At 65.2% G+C, this 22,336-nt stretch carries 21 protein-coding genes; 14 read left to right on the top strand and 7 right to left on the bottom strand.

Going from position 1 to position 22,336, the window contains the following annotated elements:
- Nucleotides 1-114: 114 nt before the first annotated feature.
- The 14 genes from MUU55_RS20610 (at nucleotide 115) to MUU55_RS20545 (ending at nucleotide 16,226) form a co-directional block, all read left to right on the top strand.
- Complete coding sequence (locus MUU55_RS20610) at nucleotides 115-1,773, top strand: amidohydrolase (protein ID WP_244762635.1); 1,659 nt, start codon at nucleotides 115-117, stop codon at nucleotides 1,771-1,773.
- A gap of 33 nt (nucleotides 1,774-1,806) precedes the next feature.
- Nucleotides 1,807-2,979: an ABC transporter substrate-binding protein gene (locus MUU55_RS20605; protein ID WP_342346067.1), complete on the top strand. Its 1,173-nt coding sequence runs from the start codon at nucleotides 1,807-1,809 to the stop codon at nucleotides 2,977-2,979.
- Between the two features lie 196 nt (nucleotides 2,980-3,175).
- On the top strand, nucleotides 3,176-4,045 hold the full coding sequence (locus MUU55_RS20600; protein ID WP_244762634.1) for a branched-chain amino acid ABC transporter permease: 870 nt from the start codon (nucleotides 3,176-3,178) through the stop codon (nucleotides 4,043-4,045).
- Nucleotides 4,032-5,744 (top strand): branched-chain amino acid ABC transporter ATP-binding protein/permease, encoded by a 1,713-nt coding sequence (locus tag MUU55_RS20595; RefSeq protein ID WP_244762633.1) that lies wholly within the window; start codon nucleotides 4,032-4,034, stop codon nucleotides 5,742-5,744. Before MUU55_RS20600 ends, MUU55_RS20595 begins: the two co-directional genes overlap by 14 nt.
- Nucleotides 5,741-6,442 (top strand): ABC transporter ATP-binding protein, encoded by a 702-nt coding sequence (locus MUU55_RS20590; protein ID WP_244762632.1) that lies wholly within the window; start codon nucleotides 5,741-5,743, stop codon nucleotides 6,440-6,442. The genes MUU55_RS20595 and MUU55_RS20590 overlap by 4 nt, the downstream gene beginning before the upstream one ends.
- Before the next feature lie 107 nt (nucleotides 6,443-6,549).
- On the top strand, nucleotides 6,550-7,518 hold the full coding sequence (locus MUU55_RS20585; RefSeq protein WP_244762631.1) for a helix-turn-helix domain-containing protein: 969 nt from the start codon (nucleotides 6,550-6,552) through the stop codon (nucleotides 7,516-7,518).
- 98 nt (nucleotides 7,519-7,616) lie between these two features.
- On the top strand, nucleotides 7,617-9,023 hold the full coding sequence (locus tag MUU55_RS20580) for an aldehyde dehydrogenase family protein (RefSeq protein WP_244762702.1): 1,407 nt from the start codon (nucleotides 7,617-7,619) through the stop codon (nucleotides 9,021-9,023).
- A complete protein-coding gene (locus MUU55_RS20575) occupies nucleotides 9,023-10,609 on the top strand; it encodes a GMC family oxidoreductase (protein WP_244762630.1) in 1,587 nt (528 codons plus the stop codon). Before MUU55_RS20580 ends, MUU55_RS20575 begins: the two co-directional genes overlap by 1 nt.
- 54 nt (nucleotides 10,610-10,663) lie before the next feature.
- Nucleotides 10,664-11,911 carry an ABC transporter substrate-binding protein gene (locus tag MUU55_RS20570; RefSeq protein ID WP_425314204.1) on the top strand — a complete coding sequence of 416 codons (1,248 nt, stop codon included), beginning with the start codon at nucleotides 10,664-10,666 and terminating at the stop codon, nucleotides 11,909-11,911.
- A gap of 61 nt (nucleotides 11,912-11,972) precedes the next feature.
- Nucleotides 11,973-12,839, top strand: coding sequence for a branched-chain amino acid ABC transporter permease (locus MUU55_RS20565; RefSeq protein ID WP_244762629.1), 867 nt, complete (start codon nucleotides 11,973-11,975; stop codon nucleotides 12,837-12,839).
- A complete protein-coding gene (locus tag MUU55_RS20560) occupies nucleotides 12,836-13,867 on the top strand; it encodes a branched-chain amino acid ABC transporter permease (RefSeq protein WP_244762628.1) in 1,032 nt (343 codons plus the stop codon). Before MUU55_RS20565 ends, MUU55_RS20560 begins: the two co-directional genes overlap by 4 nt.
- The gene (locus tag MUU55_RS20555) at nucleotides 13,864-14,568 is read left to right on the top strand and encodes an ABC transporter ATP-binding protein (RefSeq protein ID WP_244762627.1); all 705 of its coding nucleotides are present in this window, start codon (nucleotides 13,864-13,866) and stop codon (nucleotides 14,566-14,568) included. The genes MUU55_RS20560 and MUU55_RS20555 overlap by 4 nt, the downstream gene beginning before the upstream one ends.
- The gene (locus MUU55_RS20550; protein ID WP_244762626.1) at nucleotides 14,568-15,284 is read left to right on the top strand and encodes an ABC transporter ATP-binding protein; all 717 of its coding nucleotides are present in this window, start codon (nucleotides 14,568-14,570) and stop codon (nucleotides 15,282-15,284) included. The genes MUU55_RS20555 and MUU55_RS20550 overlap by 1 nt, the downstream gene beginning before the upstream one ends.
- Before the next feature lie 3 nt (nucleotides 15,285-15,287).
- Nucleotides 15,288-16,226: a helix-turn-helix domain-containing protein gene (locus MUU55_RS20545; protein ID WP_244762625.1), complete on the top strand. Its 939-nt coding sequence runs from the start codon at nucleotides 15,288-15,290 to the stop codon at nucleotides 16,224-16,226.
- Between the two features lie 21 nt (nucleotides 16,227-16,247).
- Here the strand turns inward: MUU55_RS20545 and MUU55_RS20540 are convergent, their stop codons facing one another.
- From MUU55_RS20540 to gabD, 7 genes are all read right to left on the bottom strand, one after another.
- A complete protein-coding gene (locus MUU55_RS20540) occupies nucleotides 16,248-16,640 on the bottom strand; it encodes a nuclear transport factor 2 family protein (RefSeq protein WP_244762624.1) in 393 nt (130 codons plus the stop codon).
- Nucleotides 16,640-17,422, bottom strand: a complete 783-nt coding sequence (locus MUU55_RS20535) for a MoaF C-terminal domain-containing protein (RefSeq protein ID WP_244762623.1) — start codon at nucleotides 17,420-17,422, stop codon at nucleotides 16,640-16,642. Before MUU55_RS20535 ends, MUU55_RS20540 begins: the two co-directional genes overlap by 1 nt.
- A 12-nt stretch (nucleotides 17,423-17,434) precedes the next feature.
- On the bottom strand, nucleotides 17,435-18,223 hold the full coding sequence (locus tag MUU55_RS20530; protein ID WP_244762622.1) for an SDR family NAD(P)-dependent oxidoreductase: 789 nt from the start codon (nucleotides 18,221-18,223) through the stop codon (nucleotides 17,435-17,437).
- A gap of 153 nt (nucleotides 18,224-18,376) precedes the next feature.
- Nucleotides 18,377-19,183, bottom strand: a complete 807-nt coding sequence (gene hpaI / locus MUU55_RS20525; RefSeq protein ID WP_244762621.1) for a 4-hydroxy-2-oxoheptanedioate aldolase — start codon at nucleotides 19,181-19,183, stop codon at nucleotides 18,377-18,379.
- Between the two features lie 8 nt (nucleotides 19,184-19,191).
- Nucleotides 19,192-19,995, bottom strand: a complete 804-nt coding sequence (gene hpaH / locus MUU55_RS20520; protein ID WP_244762620.1) for a 2-oxo-hept-4-ene-1,7-dioate hydratase — start codon at nucleotides 19,993-19,995, stop codon at nucleotides 19,192-19,194.
- A 2-nt stretch (nucleotides 19,996-19,997) separates the two neighbouring features.
- Nucleotides 19,998-20,870, bottom strand: a complete 873-nt coding sequence (locus tag MUU55_RS20515) for a fumarylacetoacetate hydrolase family protein (protein WP_244762619.1) — start codon at nucleotides 20,868-20,870, stop codon at nucleotides 19,998-20,000.
- Nucleotides 20,871-20,881: 11 nt separating this feature from the next.
- On the bottom strand, nucleotides 20,882-22,333 hold the full coding sequence (gene gabD, locus MUU55_RS20510; RefSeq protein WP_244762618.1) for an NADP-dependent succinate-semialdehyde dehydrogenase: 1,452 nt from the start codon (nucleotides 22,331-22,333) through the stop codon (nucleotides 20,882-20,884).
- Nucleotides 22,334-22,336: the final 3 nt, after the last annotated feature.

Genomic DNA, 22,336 nt, shown 5'->3' with positions numbered 1-22,336 from the left:
TCCATCCGGTCAATGTATTTAACGTGTGAACTATGTTGACAGCCGCCCCCGACTGCGGCACTCTCATATTGAATAGTAGGTTCAAATAATGAACCACAAGGGAACATCGCTATCATGACTGGGACGTCGCACGCTGACCTCATCCTCACCAGTGGCCGTATCTATACGGTCGACGCCGCCAATTCCTGGGCGGAAGCCGTCGCCATTGCCGGCGGACGCATCCTTGCCGTCGGCAGCGCCGCCGAGATCGACGCCTATCGCGGCGCGGCGACCGAGGTCGTCGATCTGGCCGGCCGCATGGCGATGCCGGGCTTCGTCGATATTCACAATCACATCATGATGGGCGGGCAGGCCGATCTCTTCGAAACGCAGATCGCCGCCGGTGCGTCGGTGGATGCGATCTGTGCCCATGTGACGGCGCAGGCGGAGGCCGCCGCCCCTGGCCAGTGGATCGTCGCCAACCAGTGGGGCGCCGACATGATCAGCGCGCTCAACTCGGAAGCGGCGCTTGCGAAACTCGATGCCGCCAGCCACGGCCATCCCGTGCTGCTGCGCGACGAGACCATGCACAACCGCTGGGTCAACAGCGAGGCGATGCGCCTTTCCGGCATTTCCGACAACCAGCCCGACCCACCGGCCGGCGCCTTCGGCCGCGATCCGGTGACCGGCAGGCTGACGGGCCTTCTCATCGAATCCGCCGCCGGTATCGTCGAGCGTGTCGCCGCTGATCATTTTACCGAGGATATGGGCGAGGCCGCCGTCGCCCGTGCCGTCGAGATCGTCAATTCCTATGGCGTCACCGCCTTCCAGGATGCTGCCTCGGTTCTCTCCATCCTCAAGGCGCTGAAGGGCCTCGATGACAAGGGCGATCTGACGGCCTGGGCCGTGACCTCGCTGCCGCTGATCGAGCCGTCCTTCATGTTCGGGCTTTCCGGCGACGAACTGCTGGCGCTGCGTGACGACTATCGCTCCCGGCATGTCCATCCCAACTACACGAAGATCTTCCTCGACGGCGTGCCGGGTGCCCGCACCGGCGCCTTCCATGACGCCTATATCGACGATGCCGCGCATCCGCATGGCTATCGCGGCGAGGTTCTGGTCAGCTATCCCGATCTCGTCAAATATATCGACAAGTCGGAAAAGCTCGGCATGGGCCTGAAGATCCATTGCGCCGGCGACTATGCCGTCACCGAAATGCTCGATGCGGTCGAGGCCGTGCGCCACTTCAACGGCCCGACCAAGGTCCTGCACCACATCGCCCATGCCAGCTATGTCCTGCCCGCGGATATCGTGCGTTTCGCATCGCTGAATGTGGTGGCCGATCTCTGCCCGATGATCTGGTATCCGACGACCTTCCTCGAAGGTCACAAGGAAGCGATGGGCGAAGAGCGCGCAACCCGCTTCTGGCCGATCGCCGATCTCCACAAGACCGGTGCGCTGCTGGCCGGCGGTTCCGACTGGCCGGTCATTCCGATCCCCGATCCGCTGAACGGCATCGAGGGCATGGTGACGCGCCAGAACCCGTCCGGTGCCTTCCCCGGCGTTTCGCTCTGGCCCGAACAGGCGATCGATGTTGCCACGGCCATCCGCATCTTCACGTTGAACTCCGCCATCGCCATGGGCCTTGGCGAGGAGACCGGCTCCATCGAGCCCGGCAAGTCGGCGGATATCATCGTGCTTGACCAGAACCTCTTCGATATCGAGGCCAAGCGCATCGCCGCCACCAAGGTCCTCACCACCTATTTCGAAGGCCGCGCCGTCTACCAGCGCTAGGCCTTTGTCGACAACAACAAGAAAGGGAGCAGCATGACCAAGACCCGTAATCTCCTCCTCGCCTCTGCGGCGATCCTCCTGGCCGCCACTGTCTCGGCCAAGGCCGCGCCGACCTGCGAAAACGGTCCGATCCAGATCGGCGCCGTCTCTACCGTGACCGGTGTCGTTGACTTCTCCGACGCGCCGCGCGCCACCCAGGCCGTCTTCCAGCAACTCAACGATGCCGGCGGCATCAACGGCTGCAAGATCGAGTTCACCATCGCCGACGACAAGGGCGACCCGCAGGTCGCTGCCCAGGCGGCGCGCGACCTCATCGACAACAAGGGCGTCGTGGCGCTGGCCGGCGGTGCGAGCCTGCTCGACTGTGCTGTCAACGCGGCGACCTATGACCGCAACGACGTGCTCGCCGTGCAGGGCGTCGGCGTCGATCCACTGTGCTTCAACGCGCCGAGCGTCGCACCCGTCAATGTCGGCCCCTACACGCTGACCACCGCCGTGCTCGACTATGCCACGAAGGATCTCGGCGCGAAGAAACTCTGCACCTTCTTCTCGATCATCGGCGGTACGCAGGAAGCCTATGCCGCGGCCGTCGCGCGCTGGGAGAAGATCAGCGGCAACACGATCACGCTCAGCGACATGACGCTGCCGCTGCAGGGCGATCTGACGCCCTATCTCGTCAAGGCGCGCGATGCCGGCTGTGACGCGGTGCTGACCAACCAGGTCGAGCCGGGCGTCGTGCAGTGGATCAAGACGGCCGATGCCCAGAAGATCACCGGCATCAACTGGCTGTTCCTGGCTCCCGGCTACACGGAAGGCGTCTCCAAGGCGCTCGCCGACAGCAAGCAGCCGATCTATGTCGGCACCGAATGGGAGCCCTATACGGAAGCGACCGAAGCCAATGCCGACTGGGCCAAGACCATGGAGACGGCGGGTCTCGCCAAGACCGCCTTCTCGCAGGGCGGCTATATGGCGGCAAAGGTCCTGATCGACACGATTTCCGGCATCGAAGGCGAAGTCACCCGCGAAACGGTGACGGCGGCGCTCAAGGAAGGCAAGGAACTGACCTATCCGATCGCCGGCAACGCCTATTCCTTCGGTGATGCGAAAGCCCATTCGCCCATGCAGGCCACCAAGATCATGCAGCTCGTCGACGGCAAGTGGACGGTGAAGACCAAGGATTGGTTCGTTTTGCCTGCGGCTGAGTGAGGTGCTGAGGGGAGAGGGCAAGCCGTTGCCACCTCCCCCCTTCTCCCCATGGGGAGAAGGGGGCTGGAGAGCCATCTCGTCTCTACCGCGAGGTCTGAAATGGCTCCCGCATGATAACGGACGGATCCCATGCGTGGGACCGGAGACCATGAGTGACTGACGCGGTGCGCCGCGCGCATCGACCCGGAGTTCCGGAATGGATTCATTGTTCACTGCCGCCGTTGCCGGACTATCGGCCGGCGGGGCCTACGCCATCCTTGGCGTCTGCGCCATCTTCACTTACCGGCTCGTCGCCGTGGTGAATTTCACCGGTGCGGCCATCGGCGCCGCAGGCACTTTCGCCATGGTCGCGCTGTTCGAGCTGGGCATGCCGCTGCTGCTGGCCGTGCTTTTCGGCGTTGCGGCCGGCGCGCTTGCCGGCCTGGCGATCGGCCTCGTTATGACCACGTGGTTTGCCGGCAGCAATGCCTCGACCAAGGCGGCCGTGACGGCGGCGCTGCTCGTCGGCATCATCGCGGTGGGCCTGCGCCTCACCGGCGGCCAGCATCCGCATTATTTCCCCGAGATCATTCCCGGTTCCGCCTTCCGGCTTGCCGGCGTGGAAGTGACCTGGGCCGCGGTCACGACGCTCGTGCTCTCCGTCGCCTTCACCCTTCTGACCGAACAGTTCCTTGCCCGCACCCGCACCGGGCTGCAATTGCGCGCGCTTTCGCAGCGGCCGATGGCAGCCGAGCTGATCGGCATTCGCGTGCGGCTGCTGGCGCTCGGCGTCTGGGCCGTCACCGGCGGCGTCACGGCCTTTGCGCTGATGATCATCGCGCCGCTGCGCTCGCCGGATTTCGCCTCGCTCAGCCTGCTCGTCGTGCCGGCGCTGGCCGCCGCGCTGATCGGCGCTTTCTCGAGTTTCCGTGCGGCCCTGATCGGCGGCGTGATGATCGGTCTGCTCGAAGGCAGCGTCAGCGCCATCGGGCCGGTCAGCCAATATCGCGGCGCCGTGCCGTTTCTTGTCATTCTTGCCGTCCTGCTCTGGTCGCAAAGAGGAGCCCGCTGGGATGAAGCACGCTAGTTTCCGCGCCGCCGCCACCACGGCCCTGTCGCTCGCCGTCCTCGGCGCCCTCATCTTCTTCCTGCTGCCGAAGTACTGGGTGTTCCTCATCACCGCCGTCTTCATCGTCGGCATCGCGCTGCAAAGCCTCGGTCTCGTCACCGGCCGCACCGGCATGATCTCGCTCTGCCAGATGTCCTTCGCCGGCGTCGGCGCCTGGGTGACGGGTTATCTGAACCTGATCGGCGCACCGGGCGGGCTCGCCGTCTGGATGTTGATCGGCGGGCTTGCCGCCGTGCCCGTCGGCATCGCCATCGGCCTACCGGCACTGCGCCTGCGCGGCATCAACCTCGCCATCGTCACGCTCGGCTTTGCGGCGGCCTTCGATACGGTGCTCGCCACCATCACCTTCCCCGGCCAGACGACCTTCACCCAGGTCGTCCGCCCGGCGGCCTTCGACAGCGACAAGGGCTATTTCCTCTTCGTGCTGCTGACCTACGGCGTCATCGCCGTTGTGCTGGAGTTCGTCAGCCGCTCGCGTCTCGGTGCCGCCTGGCTTGCCGTGCGCCATTCCGAGCGCGCCGCCGCCGCCAACGGCATCAGCATTCCGCGCGCAAAGCTCAGCGCCTTCGCCATCAGCGCCTTCATATCCGGCATTTCCGGCGGCTTGCTGGCCGGTTATCTCGGTACGCTGGTGTCGGAAAACTTCTCGATGATGCAGTCGCTTGCGCTGTTTGCCGTCGCCACTATGGCCGGCGCGCATTTCGCGCTCGGCGCCATTGCGGGCGGCATGATGATCGTGCTGTTCCCGGAACTGCTGCGCAGGCTCAACCTGCCACAGGATGTCGGCAACGTCTTATTCGCGCTCGGCGCCGTGCAGGCGCTCTCGACCGGCGAGACGATCGCTGAAACGTGGATGCGGCTTGCCCGCAAGCTGCGCCCGAAGCGCGTGGTGGAAGCGGCGACCGCCGCCGGCAGCCTGCCGGAAAAGACCAGCCATCCCGCCGGCATCGCGCTGGAAGTGCGTGACCTCACCGTGCGCTACGGTACGGTCACGGCACTCGACAAGGTCAACCTCAAGGTGCCCGCGGGTACCGTCGTCGGCCTCGTCGGCCCGAACGGCGCGGGCAAGTCAACGCTGGTCGATGCCATTGCCGGCTTCCTCTATCGTTACGACGGTTCGATCCTGCTCAACGGCAAGGCGCTCGAAGGCGTCTCCGCGACGTCCCGTTCCAAGCTCGGCATCCGCCGTACCTGGCAGACGACGCGCATCGCGCCGGAGCTGCGTGTCGGCGAATATATCCGCCTCGCCGCCGGTCCGATCAACGAAAGCGCGCTGGAAAGCCTGCTCGCCTGGTTCGGCTGCCCCGGCCCGGAAACGCCGATCTCGACCGTTGATGTCGGCACGCGCCGCCTGCTCGACGTGGCGGGTGCCGTTGCCTCCCGCGCGCCGGTCATCCTGCTCGACGAACCGGCTGCCGGTGTGTCCTATGACGAGGCATTGAAACTGGGCGAGCGCATCGCCGCCATCCCTGAAACCTTCGGCAGTGCCGTGCTCCTCATCGAGCACGACATGGATCTCGTGCGGCGGGCCTGTACGGCGATCACGGTGTTCGATTTCGGACGCGTGATCGCCGCGGGCGCGCCCGCCGCGGTGCTGGACATGCCCGTGGTGCAGAAGGCCTATATGGGCGTCGAATTCGAGGAGGCCGCAGAGTGACCACGTTTTCCATCGGTGCGTTGCAGGTCGACCGGTCCGGCATTCCCGTCATCCGCGGTGTGGATCTGGAAGCCAAGGGCGGCGAGATCAGCGTGCTGCTCGGTTCCAACGGCGCCGGCAAGACGACCTTTCTCGAAAGCCTCTCCGGCATCATTCCGGTCCGTTCGGGCTTCATCAATCTCGACGGGGTCGAACTCGCCAAGCTGCGCCCCGGCGCCCGCGCCAAGACGGGGCTGAGCCATGTCGAGCAGGGCCGCACCGTCTTCCCGGCCATGACGACGGAGGAAAACCTCAAGGTGGCGCTGCATCCCGATGCGGACCTGAAGGAGGCCTATGACCTCTTTCCGGAGCTTTTGCAGCGCCGGAATGTCGAGGCCGGCATGCTGTCGGGCGGCGAGCAGCAGATGGTCGTCATCGCCCGCTCCATCGTCAACCGGCCGCGTGTCATCCTCATCGACGAGATGTCCTCGGGCCTCGCACCCGTCATCGTCAGCCGCCTGATGCGGGCGGTGCGGCAGCTCGCCGATGATGGCATCGCCGTGGTGCTGGTGGAGCAGTTCGCGGCCTTGGCGCTTGCCATCGGCAACCGTGCCTATGTGCTGCGGCGCGGTCAGATCGTTTATGACGGTGACTGCGCAGCGTTGGCCAGGGATCCAGCGCATCTGCACCGGCTTTATCTCGGCGACGCCGCAGCCTGATTTGCTTAACAGGTGAACCACATTGACTCGACGGCAAGCGCGGCGCATCCTTGCCGTCCGTTCCGCACGCCCCGTGCGGGGCGACCGACCTTTGTTGGGAGGCAAAGTTGGATCTCGTTCAGCACAAGACCCTCGTGCCGGAAGCTTGGGCGCCGGTATCCTACGATCAATGGACCGACGACCTGCGTTCGATCTGCGGCAATTTCAATCCGAAGACCATGGAGCGCGGCGATAACGTGCTGGGCGCGGCGCGGCGCATCGATGTCTGCGGCATGGAGTTCGCCCATGTCTCAAACGATCTCGAATATGTCCGCCGCGGCTGGGACGATATCCGCCGCGACCCGAAGGAGCACCTGTTCCTCATCGTCCAGATAGAGGGGAGCTGCGGGCTGGAGCAGGGCGACCGGCAGAACGTGCTCGATGTCGGCGAATGCATCCTCGTCGATTCCACTCGCCCGACGACCTTCCATTTCGGCGGGCATTTTTCCAACCACATCTCGCTGCATCTGCCGCGCCAGATGATGTATTCCGACAGCCGCATTCATTTCGACGTGGCGCGCAAGCTCTTCGCCTATGATCCGATGGCGCAGATGCTGCATGCGCTGATCGCCAAGATCATGACGACGGCGGAATCGGATTCGGCCTCGCCGCATCTGCGCCAGCTGATGTTCACCGCAACACGCCAGGCTTTCCATTCCAGCCGCGAGACGGAGCCGCTGCATGCGCTGCATGACAGTGCGAGCAAGCGCCTGCAGATGGTCGATATGCTGATCGACCGGCATCTCACCGAAAACGATCTCTCCGCCCGCTGGCTGGCAACGCGGCTCGGGGTCTCGATCCGCACGCTGCAGCAGGATTTCCAGGGCATGGGGGTGACCTGCACCACCATTATCAGAGACAAGCGCCTGCGGCTCGCCAAGGAAAAGATCGAGCAGCTGAAAGAGCAGAAATCCGGCGGCACCATCGCAGAGGTCGCCTATTCCGCCGGCTTCAATGACATTTCCTATTTCAACCGCAGCTTCAAGGAACTGTTCGACTGCGCGCCGACGGACCTCCTGAAGGGCGCGGAACGATAAGGATCTGCGCTCCGGTCCAAGCCGGCGCGCGCTTCTCCCCAAGACGGCCGTGAGCCGCCCGGCGATACTCCTCCCGACAGTCAAGGGAGGACATGACTTTGAAGCAGTACACGCTGCTCATCGGCGGCGAACGCGTCGCCACGCCCAACCATGCCGAGGTGCGCAATCCGTCGACCGGTGAGGTCGTCGGGCTGATGCCGCTGGCGAGCGAGGCCGATCTGGACCGCGCGGTGGCCGCTGCCGCTGCCGCTTTCGAGACCTGGTCGAAGACGGATGACGCGCTGCGCGCCAACGCCTGCCGCACCATTGCGGAAAAGCTCGCTGAAAATGCCGAGGAGGTCGCCCGCCTGCTGACGCTGGAGCAGGGCAAGCCGCTCAACGGCCTCGGCTCGCGCTTCGAACTGGGCGGCGCGCTCGCCTGGACGCGCCACACTGCCGAACTCAGCCTGCCCGTCGAACTGGTGCAGGACGACAATGAGGGCCGGGTCGAGATCCACCGCAAGCCGGTCGGTGTAACGGGTTCGATCACACCGTGGAACTGGCCGGTCATGATCGCCTGCTGGCACATCATTCCGGCAGTGCGTGCCGGCAACACCGTCGTCATCAAGCCGTCGCCGCTGACGCCGCTCTCCACCATCCGTCTCGTCGAGATCATCAACGCGGTCCTGCCGCCGGGTGTCGTCAATGTCGTGACCGGCGAGAATGCCATCGGTGCCGCTTTGTCGGCCCATCCGGGCATTGCCAAGATGACCTTCACCGGCTCCACCGAGACCGGCAAGAAGGTCATGGCCTCGGCCGTCGCCACCCTGAAGCGCCTGACGCTGGAGCTTGGCGGCAACGATGCCGGCATCGTGCTGCCCGATGCCGATCCGGCCCGCATCGCGGAGGGCCTGTTCTGGGGCGCCTTCATCAACAACGGCCAGACCTGCGCGGCGCTGAAGCGGCTTTACGTGCATGACAGCCTCTATGACGACGTCTGCCAGCGGCTTGCCGATTATGCGGCGAACATTCCCGTCGGCGACGGCCTCGACGAGAAGAGCATTCTCGGCCCCGTCCAGAACGCCATGCAGTTCGACAAGGTGCGTGAACTGGTCGAGGACGCCAAGGCGAAGGGCGGCCGCATTCTGATCGGCGGCGAAGCGCCTGAAGGTGAAGGCTATTTCTACCCGATCACGCTGGTCGCCGATGTCGACAACGGCGTGCGGCTGGTGGATGAGGAGCAGTTCGGCCCCGTCCTACCCATCATCCGCTACAGCGATCTCGATGAGGTCATCCGCCGCGCCAACGACAACCCCGCCGGCCTCGGCGGTTCGGTGTGGTCCGGTGATGCGGACAAGGCGCGGGCCGTGGCGCTCCAGCTCGAATGCGGCTCCGTCTGGATCAACAAACACGGCGCCATCCAGCCGAACGCCCCCTTCGGCGGCGTCAAGCAGTCGGGCATCGGCGTCGAGTTCGGTGTCGATGGTCTCAAGGAATTCACCACGATCCAGACGGTGCTGAGCTGATGAGCGCGACCTACGATTATATCGTCGTTGGTGGCGGCTCGGCCGGATGCGTCGTCGTCAACCGTCTTTCGGAGAATCCCGCGAACCGGGTGCTGCTGATCGAATCCGGCCGGCGCGACAAGGATCCGTGGATCCATATCCCGGCGACCTTCTTCAAGGTGCTTGGCAAGGGCATCGATATCCACCCCTATGCCTCCGATCCGCAGGCGGGCCTGAACGGCCGTCCCAGCATCGTGCCGCAGGGCAACGTGCTGGGCGGCGGCTCCTCGCTCAATGCGATGATCTATATCCGCGGTCATCGCAACGACTACGATACCTGGTCGCAGATGGGTTGCCGCGGCTGGTCCTATGACGAGGTGCTGCCGGTCTTCAAGGCGCTGGAAAACAACCAGGCCTTCAACGGGCAATATCACGGGCAGGACGGCACGCTCACTGTCTCCAATCCCCGCCACCGCCATCCCTTGTCTGAAGCCTTCGTCAAGGCAGCCGTCGAATCCGGCCTGAAGCCGAATGCCGATTTCAACGGCGCGGAGCAGGAAGGCGTCGGTTTCTATCAGAGCACCACGAAAAATGGCCGACGTTGGAGCTCGGCTATGGCCTTCCTGCGCGAGGCGGAAAAGCGGTCGAACGTGACCGTGCTGACCGAGCGCAAGGTGGCGCGCGTGCTGTTCGAGGGCCGCAAGGCCGTCGGTGTCGAGCTCATTGACGGCATGGTCTATCGCGCGAACCGCGAGATCGTGCTTGCTGCCGGCGCCATCGCGACGCCGCGGTTGTTGCAGCTCTCCGGCATCGGCAACGGTGCGCATCTCGCCTCGCTTGGTATCGATGTCGTGGCGGACCTGCCCGGCGTCGGCGAGAACTATCAGGACCATATGGAAGTCCCGGTTCAGGCCGAAACGCGCGAGCCGATCTCCATCCTCGGTCACGATACCGGCTTGAAGGCTGTCGGCCACATGCTGCGTTATCTCACGTCGAAGCAGGGGCTCCTGACCTCGAATGTGGTGGAATGCGGTGGTTTCGTCGACACGCTGGGCGTCGGCCAACCGGATGTGCAGTTCCATGTGCTGCCGGTGCTGATCGGCTTCGTCGATCGCGAACCGGAGCCAGGCCACGGCTTTTCCATCGGCCCCTGCTATCTGCGGCCACGCTCGCGCGGTTCGATCCGCATCACCGCTGCCGATCCCGCGGCGAAGGTCGATTTCAACGCCAATGTGCTCTCCGACCGCGAGGATGTCGAAACGCTGGTGCGCGGCGTCAAGGCGGCGATCCGCATTCTTGATACGCCCTCGATGCAGGCGATCGTCAAGCGCCGCGTGCTGCCGCGTCCCGGTGTCGAGAACGATGCGGCGGCGCTGGAAGACTACATCCGCCAGAGCGCCAAAACCGTGTTCCATCCGGCCGGCACGGCGAAGATGGGCCGCGACGACGACCCGATGGCCGTCGTGACGCCGGAGCTGAAGGTGCGCGGCGTCGAGGGCCTGCGCATCGCCGATGCCTCGGTCATGCCGACGCTCGTCTCCGGCAACACCAATGCGCCCTGCATGATGATCGGCGCCCGCGCCGCAGCCTTCATGACCGCACGCTGAAAAACGGCCGGCGCGGAGGAGCGCCGGCCGGTCAAAACCAAGGAGGAGGAAACCATGATGAAAGTGTTGAAGGGACTGCTGGTCGGCCTGGCGTTCAGCCTTGCCGGTGCGGCAGGCGCACATGCTGCCGCATCCTGCGGCGATGGTACGGGCGCGGCCGCGACCGGCGAGCCGATCGTCATCGGCGCGATCACCGGCAAGACCGGGCCGGACGACTTTTCGAACTCTACCAAGGCGGCAAAAGCCTATTTCGATTGCCTCAACGCCAATGGCGGCATCAAGGGCCGTCCGGTGAAATATCTCGTCGAGGACGACCAGTGGGATCCGGAAAAGGCCGCCCAGCTTGCGGCAAAGCTCGTCGATGACGAGAAGGCCGTGCTGATGGTGGGCAATTCGAGCTATGTCGAATGCGGCGCCAATGCTGAGTACTACAAGAAGAGCGGCATCTATGTCGTGGCCGGCGTCGGCGTGCCGCGTGAATGTTTCTTTGCCGAAAACTATGCGCCGACCAATGCCGGCCCGCGCGTCTCCATGCTCGGCGCCATGGGCTTTGCGCTCGACCAGCTTGCCGCCAAGTCGGTGGTCTGCATCGGCCCGAACATCCCGAATGTCGGCACCTGGTCCTGCGACGGCGTGATGCTGCTCGCCAAGGAAAAGGGCTTTGCCGCCGAGACGATCCTGATGGATCCGGGCAGTGCGGATGCGACCTCGATCATGCTGCAGGCCGCTGCCAGCAAACCTGACGTCATCGTGCTCGGCATGTCCAAGGGCGTCGCCATTCCGCTCCTCGTCGCTGCCGAGGAACAGGGTCTGAACGAGCAGATCAAGTTCCTCTCGGCCGCGTCCGCCTATGACCTCTCCGTGCCGGAAACGCTCGGCGCCGGCTGGGATGGCAAGTTCTATGTCAACATGGAATTCAACGATCTCGAAGCCACGACGCCCGACAATGCCAACTGGCTTGCCGTGATGGACGAATACGGCCAAGCCTCCGACCCGCGCGACACCTTCGCCCAGGCCGGTTATCTCGCCGCGCGCATCGCCGAAAAGGCCCTGATGAGCCTCGACGGCGCCAACATCACCCGCGAGACCGTTTCGGCCGCGGTGCGCGGGGTCAAGGACTTCAAGAGCGATATCTTCTGCGCACCCTGGTATTTCGGCGAAGGCCAGCCGCGCCACAATGCCAACTCGACGACGCGCATGGCGATCAGCGAAGGCGGCAAGTGGAAGGTCGTCTCCGATTGCACCCCGTCGCCGGATCCGGAGCTGAAGGATGTGCGTGCCTTCGAAGCCAGCCTGAAGTGATCGATCGACCCTGCGGGCATCGCGCCCGCAGGGTCTCCTTTCCCGCATGATCGAGGGCCTCATGTCTCTCCTGCCATTCCTGATTTCCGGCCTGGGGATCGGCGCGGTCTACGCGCTGTCCGGCGTCGGCCTCGTCATTCTCTACCGCTCGACCGGCGTTCTCAATTTCGCCTTCGGCGCCTTCGGTGCGCTCGGCGCCCATGTCGCCTGGCAGGTCCTGCAATGGAACTGGCCGCTGGCGCTGGCCATTCTCTTCGGCGTGCTCACCTCGACTTTGGTGAGCTTCCTCTACGGCCGCCTTTTCGCGCCGCTACTCTCCCATCGGGACATCGTCGTGCGCGCCGTCGGCACGCTGGCGCCAGCACTGGTGCTGATCGCCGCCATGGGCGTCATCTGGGGCGAGCTGCCGCGCCGCCTGCAATTCCCGACCGACCAGATGTATCTCACCGTTTTTGGCGTGCGGCTCACTTTTACGCGGTTGATCGCGCTCGTCCTGTCGCTTGCCATGGTCGGCGCCATCACGCTGCTTTTGAACCGCACCCGCCTTGGCCTCGACATGCGCGCGCTTGCCAATGATCGTGACCTCTCCGCCATTCTCGGCGTGCGCGTGCTGCATACGGAGACGGCGGCCTGGGTCATCACCGGCCTGTTCTCCGGCCTCGCCGGCCTGCTGCTTGCCGATCTCGTACGCCTGCAGGGCACGTTCCTGACCTTCGTCGTCATCCCGGCCATCGCCGCCGCGATCCTCGGCCAGCTGCGGTCGCTCTACATCACCGCGATCGCCGGTGTCGGCATCGGCCTTGCCGAGGCCGTGCTGACGCCGATCACGCTGATCTCGCCCTATCGTGCCGCCGCCCCCTTCGTCATCGCGCTCATCGCCGTGACCATCCTCGGCAGCACCTCCCGTGCCTCGATGAGGGACCGATGAACACCCAGAGAACCCTTGTCCCGGCCGCCGTGCCGCTTGCCCCGGAAGCGACCGTTCGAAAGCCGCGCCCGCTGCTTGCCGTAGCCCTTGCCATGGCGATCTTTTCCGCCGCCATCGCGCTTCTCGCCAATGCCTTCTGGCTCTCGGCGCTGACCTCGGCCATGGCGCTGTCGCTCTCCGTTGCCGGCGTCGCCGTGCTCTATGGCCAGCTCGGGCTCGTCTCGCTCTGCCAGTTTGCGCTGGTCGGCGTCGGCGGCTGGGTCACGCTGCGCATCGGCCATGGTTTACAGCCGCCCTTCGAGGTGAGCCTGCTTGCCGGCGGCGTGGTCGCGGCGCTGCTCGGCCTCCTGTTCGGCGTGCCGGCGCTGCGCCTGCGCGGTCTCTATCTCGCGCTGGTGACACTGATGCTGGCCGGTGCCTTCCAGATCGTCATTTCCGCCTGGGGTTTTCCCGATGGCGGCCCCGGCTTCCTCGGCCGTGCCGATGGGGTAGGGCGCTCCATGCTCGCGCGCCCGGCGCTGGCGACCGAGGCGGTGCCGTATTTCCTCTATTGCGCCGTCATCGCCACGCTCGGCCTGATGCTGGTGCAGGCCCACAAGATCACCCGGCCGGGTCGCGCCTGGGCGCTGATCCGCAAGGGTGAGACGGTGGCGATCGCCTCCGGCGTCAATGTGCTCGCCTACAAGGCCTGGGCCTTCGCGCTCTCGGGCTTTCTCGCGGGCATCGCGGGCGGTCTTCTCGCCGGCAATGTCGGCCAGCTGGAAGGCCGTGCCTTCTCCGCCTTCGAGAGCCTCAACCTCTTCGCATTGGCGACGGTCGGTGGCGCTTTCCACTGGTACGGCGCCGTCATCGCCGGCCTGCTGCTGCGGGCGCTGCCGGCCCTGCTCACCGATCTCGGCATCGACGGCTATGTCACCATCGGCATTTTCGGCGTCGCGCTGTTCCATGCGCTGGCAACAGCGCCGACCGGCATTGCCGGCAAGATCGCCAGCCTTCTTGAGCGCGTTAGCAGAGGAGCCGAGCGATGATCGAAATCGAGACGCTCTCGGTCCGTTTCGGCGGCATCAAGCCGATCGACCAGCTGACCGCCATGTTGAGCGCACCCGTCTCCGGCCTGATCGGTCCGAATGGTGCCGGCAAGACGACGCTGCTCAACGTGCTCTCCGGTTTCGTGCGCCCCGTCGAAGGCGCCATCAGGCTGGATGGCCGCTCATTGCTGCCGCTTTCGCCGCTGCAACGGGTGCGGGCCGGCCTGCGCCGCTCCTTCCAGACGGAGCAGGTGGTGGAAGACCTGACCGCCCGCGACAATCTCGCGGCGCTTGCCGACAATGTCGCTGCCGTGGGCGAGCGCAGCCGCACGACGGATCGTGCGCTGGATTTCGTCGGGCTTGGCAGCGTCGCCCACCGCCTCGGCGCGCGGCTGAACCTCTTCGAGCGGCGGCTGGTGGAGCTCGGCAAATGCCTGATCGGCACGCCGCGCCTGATCCTGCTCGACGAACCCGCCGCCGGCCTGACAGACGAGGAGGGCGCACGGCTGCGCGACCTCGTGCTCGCCATTCCCGATGCTTTTGGCGCGCAGGTCATCGTCATCGACCACGACGTGGAGCTCATCCGCGCCATGTGCGCGGAAACGCTGGTGCTGGACTATGGCAAGCGCCTGGCGCTCGGCCGCACCGAAACGGTGCTCGCCGATCCCGATGTCCGCCGTGCCTATCTGGGAGAACTGTGATGAGCAAGGATACCATCACCGTCGACAATCTCGTCGTCGAGCGCGGCGGCAAGCGCGTGCTGCACGGCATTTCCTTCGCGCTCCAGCCGGGTGCGATCAGCACCCTTCTCGGCGCGAACGGTGCCGGTAAATCCAGCACTGTCATGGCGCTCTCCGGCGCCATTCCCACGGCATCGGGCAGCGTCTCGCTCGGCGATTTCAGGCTGACGGGGCTTTCGCCGGATGCGGTGCGCCGGCGCGGTGTGGCCATGGTGCCGGAAGGGCATCGCGTGCTCGGCCAGATGAGCGTCGAGGACAATCTGCTCGTCTCTGTGCTGGAGCGCGGAGCCGCTGCGCGACGCGACGGGCTGGCGCGGGCCTTCGCCATCTTTCCGGAACTTGAGGCCCGCCGCCACCAGCTTGCCGGCGATCTCTCGGGCGGCCAGAAGCAGATGGTGGCGATGGCGCAGGCCTTTCTGGCGAAACCGCGCTTCATGATCGTCGATGAACTCTCGCTCGGCCTTGCGCCCGCCATCGTCAAGCGGCTGGCGGAGGCGCTCACGCTTGCCGCCCAAGACGGCATCGGCGTGCTGCTGATCGAGCAGTTCGCCAATCTGGCGCTCGGCCTTGCCAGCCATGCGCTGGTGATGGAGCGCGGCCGCATCGTCTTCGACGGATCTTCGCAAACCCTGCGCCAGCAGCCGGATATCCTGCACGGCGCCTATCTGGCGGTGTGAGCCATGGGCACGCTTTCGCCGCTCGAAGCCGCAACCGGCACGGATGTCCGCTTCGTCGCCCGCCGGCTGTTCGGCTCCGTGCGGCTGCATTTCTCCGAGGGGCGGGAGCGGGCGAGCCGTATCGTTTCGGCCAAACTCGGCCAGTGCCGGCTGACGCGGCTGAATGCGGAGGCGCATCTGGTCGATGGCAGCCGTGTGCTGTCGGACGGCAATCGGCCGGATATGGTCAAGTTGATCATCCAGCCGCACGGCCGCTCCGTCTTCCACCAGGGCGGCTGCAATCTGACCGTCAGTTCGCAGGCCTTGGTGATCTACGATCCCGCCTATAGCTACCGGCTCGAAAACCCTATGCCCGTCGAGGTGCTGATGTTGCAGGTGCCGCGCGAGACGCTGCCGCGCGCGGTGGTCGGACGCCTGCGCCGGCCGATGGCGGCGCCGTTTGCGCCCGGCGGATTGCAAAACATTCTGCTCTCGATGATGCAGGGGGCTGTGGTCGAGATGGACCGGCTCGACGCCGCCGGCCGCGAAAGCCTCGGCCGGGCGCTTGCCGACCTGACGCGCACCATCATCACCGATTGCTCACTGGTCGATCACCCGGCCGATGCGCCGCCGCTGGCTTTGCTGTTCGATCGCATCAAGGCTTACGTGGCGGACAATATCCAGCGGACCGATCTCGACGCGGCGGATATTGCGCGGCGCATGGGCTGTTCGGTGCGCTATGTCTATCGGGCTTTCGAGGCGCAGGGGCAGACGCCGGCCGATTTCATCTGGGAACAACGCCTTCAGACGGCGGCCGAAGCCTTGCGCAACCGTCCGGTCCGTCCCGGCTCCATCGCCGAAGTCGCCTTCGAGTTCGGCTTTTCCTCCAGCGCGCATTTTTCGCGGCTCTTTCGCCAGCGTTACGACCGCACACCGTCGCAATGGCAGGAGGTGGCGGAGTGATCCGCCGCCTCCATCGGTGATTCAGGCTTGCATCGCCTCGGCAACGCGCAGCGTATCGGTGAACTGCTCGAAGCGGCGGATCTTGTCATCCGCCACGCCCCAGACATGCACGACGCGCACATTCATCGCTTTCCCGGTCGCTTTGAAAGTGGCCGTGTAGGTGCCGATGGCGACCACGTCGTTACCGGCATCGAGAAGGCGCTCCAGCGTGAAGGTGTAGTCGTCCCAGGCCGCACCCAGCGCTGCGAAGACGTTCTGCACGATGGCATCGGGGCCGACATAGGTGCCGGCGCAGGGAAAGCCGTCCATCTCCGTCCAGCGGCAATCCTCGGCGATATCGGCCAGCATGCCGGCCATGTCGCGGCGGGCATTGGCGTCGTAGTGGGCTTTGACGATCTCGTAAGCGGTGCGCATCAGACGGGTGCCTCGCCGGGTTGGTAGAAGGTCACGGAGGCCTTGCGGATGAAGGCGCCGGCATTGCTGTTCTGGATTGCGCCATCACCGTTGATGCCGAGGAACTTACCCGTCGAGCGCATGTCGGCGAAATTGTAGAAGAAGGTCGAGGCGACCGGAATCTTGAACTCGCGGAAGGTGAAGATGTACTGCCCCTCGGCGAATTTGTAGGTGGTGGCGAGGTCCACGTCGCCGTGGCCGCGCTGCACGCCGACCAGGCACTGCCAGGCATACCGCTTGGAGGACAGGTAGGTGTGCTCGTAGACATGGTTGGGGCTGTAGGTGAAATGGGCGCGCAGGCCGATCAGGTCGCGCGTCTCCTCCGGCACCATGCCGCTGGCTTCGCCACCGGCAATCACGCCTGGCCGGAAGATCTGGCCGACCTGCGGTTCGCCCACCGTCTCCTCTTTGGACCGCACGATCGAGAGGATCGACAGCGCGCGGCGGGAGGCCAGATTGAGGATGATGGTCTCGGCCTCGAGCGGTTTTCCAGCGAAAGCGATCTCGACGAAGTAGGTGTCGGGCGCGACCTCGACCACCTCGACGCTGTCGGTGCCCGAACCGGAGGCATCCGCCCAGGTCACCTTGTCCCCGGTGAAATCGAGGGCGAGTTCGCGGCCGTCGTCGAAATGGACGGTGTGTTTCGTGCCGGCCAGCGCTTCGGTCAAAGGCAGGCGGTTGGTGTCGATGCCATAGGCGAACTGGTCGTAGGTCTTCCAGTCCTTGGGGTTTTGCTGCGCCATATCGGGTTCCTCCTATTCCACAAAGGCAAGGGTCGGCAGGTCGACGGTGCCGGCGCCGCCGTCGACCGTCAGGATCGCGCCGTTGATCATCGCCGCCTCGCCGGAGGCGAGGAAGCAGACCGCATTAGAGACGTCTTCGGCGCTTGCCGGGCGGCCGAGCGGCACGTCCTTGGTGACGAGCGCATAGGCCTCGGCGATCGAGGCAAGCTTGTGCTTCTCGACCAGCATTTCCATCTGCTCGTCGGCCATCGCCGTCGTCACCCAGCCGGGGCAGACCGTGTTGGTGCGAACGCCGAGGCGGCCGTAGTCGCGGGCGAGTGATTTCGCCAGCCCGATGCAGCCATGTTTCATCGTGACGTAGCCCACGGCATCCGGCCCGGCGAAGAGGCCGGCAATGGAGGACAGCACGACGATATTGCCCTTGGAGCGGATGAGGTGCGGCAGGCTCTCGCGCGCCGAGACGAAGGCGGTGTTGAGGTTGAGGCGGACGGCGAGCTCCCAGGTCTCGTCGCTCATCGAGACCGTCGGGCCGACGCCGTGGCCGCCGGCATTGGCGATCAGGATGTCGATACCGCCGAATTTTTCGGCCGTCGCCGTGACGGCAGCCTTCATGCTCTCCGTGTCGGCCGCATCCGCCGCGAAGACGGCCGCGCCGATTTCCTCGGCGACGGCCTGCAGCGGCTCCGGCCGCCGCCCGACCAGCGCCACTTTGCCGCCCTCGGCGGCGATGCGCCGAGCGACCGCAGCGCCGATACCCGTGCCGCCGCCCGTGACGATGGCAACCTTGTTGTCAAAACGCATGGTTTCCTCCCTTTTCCGGATCGATCATGCAGCGATGGCGCGCGGTCGTCGCGTCCGGTTCTGCACATTCTCTTGTCCAGGACTGCACGAAGGCCGCCGGGAGGCGCGGCCCTTCGCACAAGAAAAAGGCGGCCCGCTGGGACCGCCTCTGGTTCAGTAGACCTTTGCGCCGGATGGCGCTTCGGCCGGCTCGGCGGCCTTGAAGTCTTTGAGCAGTTTCGTCGTGGCAGTGGCGAGCAGCGTCACATCGTTACCGATGGCGACGAAGGTCGCTCCGAGTTCGAGATAACGCTTGGCGAGGCCAAGATCGCCGATCAGGATACCGGCCGCCTTGCCATGCGACTGGATCTTCTTCAGCGCCTTCTCCACTTCTGCCTGCACCTCCGGCGCACCGGGCTTTCCGAGGAAACCCATATCGGCGGCGAGGTCGGCCGGGCCGATGAAGACGCCGTCGACGCCGTCCGTGCCGGCGATGTCATCAAGCGCTTCGAGGCCGGCACGGCTTTCAACCTGCAGCAGCAGGCAGACTTCGTCATTGGCCGTCTGGAGATAATCCACCGTGCGGTTGAAGGCCGAGGCTCGGGCGAGCGCTGCACCGACGCCGCGCACGCCATGCGGCGGATAGCGCACGGCCTTCACCATCGTCTCCGCCATCGCCTTGCTGTCGACCATGGGGATCAGCAGCGTCTGCGCGCCGATATCGAGCAGCTGCTTGACGATCCAGGTCTCGCCGATTGGCGGGCGGATGACGGCGTGGCTGGAAGAGCCCTTCATCGCTTGGAGCTGCGAGACGAGCAGCGGCACGTCGTTCGGCGCATGTTCGGCGTCGAGCAGCAGCCAGTCGTAGCCTGCCTCGGCGCAGATCTCCACCGTGTACGGATTGGCAAGCGCCTGCCAGAGGCCGATCTGCGGACGGCCTTCCTTCAGCGCCTGCTTGAAGCGGTTTTTCGGGGCGGGCATGACAACTCCTATGCGAAGAACAGGCTGACCGTGCCGTAGGGGCCGAAATCGCCGACGATGGTATCGCCGTGACGGGCCTCGACGGGGCGAATGAACGAGCCGGCGAGCACGATCTGCCCGGCCTCGATGCCGTCGCCGTATTGCGCGAGGCGGTTGGCGAGCCAGGCGACGCCGCGGGCGGGCTGGTTGAGCACGCCGGCGCCAAGGCCGGTTTCCTCGACTTCCGCATTGCGGCTGACGATGGCGCCCATCCAGCGCATGTCGATCTGGTCGGGACGCACCGCGCGGCCACCCGTGACGATGCCGGCATTGGCGGCATTGTCGGAGATCGTGTCGCAGATGCCGCGCGCCTTCTTCGTCTCGGGATCGACGCGCAGGATGCGCGTGTCGAGGATTTCGAGCGCTGGCGTCACGTAATCTGTGGCGTTCAGCACGTCGAAGGCCGTCACGCCGGGACCTTTGAGCGGCGCCTTCATGACGAAGGCGATTTCCGCCTCGACGCGCGGCTGGATGAAACGGTCGGCCGGCACGGCCGCGCCGTCCTCGAAGACCATGTCGTCGAACAGCACACCGGAATCGGGAATGTCGATATTCAAGGCATATTGCATGGCCTTGGAGGTGAGGCCGATCTTCCAGCCGATGACCTTGCGGCCGTCGGCGATCTTCTTTTTCACCCAGGCGCCCTGGATCGCATAGGCATCGTCCATGGTGATGCCGGGGTGTTTCAGCGAGAGCAGGCCCGTCTGGACGCGCGTGCGCTCGGCCTCGTCGAGGCCAAGCGCTGCGGCGCGGATCTCGTCTTGCGTCATCATGGTCAGAAAACCTCGTCGGCGATGGTGTTGCGCAGAAGGCCGATGCCCTCGGCCTCCACTTCTACCACGTCGCCCGGCTTCAGCCAGATTGGCGGGTCGAAGCGCGCGCCGGCGCCCGTCGGCGTGCCGCAGACGATGACGTCGCCGGGTACGAGTGTGGTGAAGGTGGAGATGTAATTGATGATTTTCCGGAAGGAGAAGATCATCCGGCTCGTGCGATCCTGCTGGCGCACCTCGCCATTGACGCGGGTTTCCAGCTTGATATCTGCAAGCTGGCTTTCGTCCTTGTAGGGGACCAGCCAGGGGCCGATGGAGCCGGTGGCGTCGAAATTCTTGCCCTGGGTGACGTTGAATTTCGCATGCCGCACCCAGTCACGGATCGTGCCTTCGTTGCAGAGGGTGAGGGCTGCGATGTGATCGAGCGCATCCGCCTCGGAAATGCGGCGGCCGCCCTTGCCGATGACGATGGTGACTTCGCCCTCGTAGTCGAGCTGCGGGCTTTCCGGCGGGCGGATCAGCGGCCGGTCGTGGCCGGTGAAGGAGCGCGGGAAGCGGATGAAGAGCGACGGGTTGGCGGGGGCCGCCTGGCCGTCCTTGTATTCCTCGTTACGGTCCGGAAAGTTCACGCCGACGCAGATGATCTTTTCCGGTGCCGGGATCGGGATCTCATAGGTGATCTCGGAGAGCGGGAAATCCGGCTGGTGGCCGGCGACGGCCTCGAGAAGCTCGTCGAAGGCATTGGCCTCGACGACCTCCCGAAGGGTCGGGTACCGGGCACCGAACCGGGCCGAGAGGTCGATCACGCCGGTCTCGGTGATCAGGCCATAGGCGTGGCGCTTGCCCGTGGTGAAGCTGGCAAAACGGGGATGGCTCATCTTCTCTTCCTTCACGCAATACCGCCGAGGCAGACATATTTGATCTCTGTGAACTCCTCGATGCCGTAGCGCGAGCCCTCGCGGCCGAGGCCGGAGAGCTTGACACCGCCGAACGGCGCCTCGGCGGTGGAGATCAGACCCGTGTTGACACCCACCATGCCGTATTCCAGCGCCTCGGCCACGCGGAACACCCGCGACAGCTCCTTGGCATAGAAATACGAGGCAAGCCCGAATTCGGTGTCGTTCGCCTGGGCGATCACATCGTCCTCGTCCTTGAACCGGAACAGCGGTGCGACCGGGCCGAAGGTCTCTTCCTTTGCCACGGCCATGTCCGGCGTCACATCGGCAATGACGGTCGCCTCGTAGAACGTGCCGCCCAGCGCATGGCGCTTGCCGCCCTGCACCACACGGCCACCCTTCTTCACCGCATCCGCGACATGCTCCTCGACCTTCTCAAGGGCTGCATTGTCGATCAGCGGGCCGAGGATGACACCCTCGTCGAAACCGTTGCCGGTCTTCAGTTTGCCAACGGCCGCCGCGAGTTTTGCCGAGAAGGCATCATAGACACCCTCCTGCACATAAAGACGGTTGGCGCAGACGCAGGTCTGGCCGTTGTTGCGGAATTTTGCGATCAGCGCACCTTCCACCGCCGCATCGAGATCGGCATCGTCGAACACGATGAAGGGCGCATTGCCGCCAAGCTCCAGGCCGAGCTTCTTGATGGTCGGCGCGCATTGCTTGTAAAGCTCCGCACCGATCTCCGTCGAACCGGTGAAGGTCAGCTTGCGCACGGTGGGGTTCGCCGTCATCTCCGCGCCGATCTCGCGGGCCGAGCCGGTGATGACCGAGAACAGGCCGGCGGGAAGGCCGGCGCGTTCGGCCAGCACGGCAATCGCAATCGCCGAGAACGGCGTCTGCGAGGCGGGCTTCAGCACCATGGCGCAGCCGGCGGCAAAGGCCGGGCCGGCCTTGCGGGTGATCATGGCATTGGGGAAGTTCCACGGCGTGATCGCCGCCACCACACCGATCGGCTGCTTCATGACAAGAATGCGCTTGTCCTTCTGGTGGCCGGGTACGATATCGCCATAGAGACGGCGCGCCTCTTCGGCGAACCATTCGACGAAGCTTGCGCCATAGACGATCTCGCCGGTGGCTTCGGCCAGCGGCTTGCCCTGTTCCATGGTGAGGATACGGCCGAGATCGTCCTTGTTGTCGATCATAAGTTCGAACCACTTGCGCAGGATGCCCGAGCGCTCCTTGGCCGTGCGCGCCGCCCAGCCCTTCTGGGCAACGGCGGCGGCATCGATGGCTTCCTTCGTCTCGGCCGCGCCGAGCTTTGGCACATAGCCGACAAGCTCACCCGTCGCGGGGTTCTTCACCGCGATGCCGCTACCATCCGCTTCGATCCAGCGTGTGCCAACCAACGCTGCCTGCCGCAAAAGGCTCGGGTCGTTCAAGGTCATGGT

This window comes from Shinella curvata (assembly GCF_022899935.1).
Taxonomy (GTDB): domain Bacteria; phylum Pseudomonadota; class Alphaproteobacteria; order Rhizobiales; family Rhizobiaceae; genus Shinella; species Shinella curvata.
The sequence above is the reverse complement of the archived record's forward strand: the minus strand, read 5'-3'. Positions and strand labels throughout refer to the sequence as shown.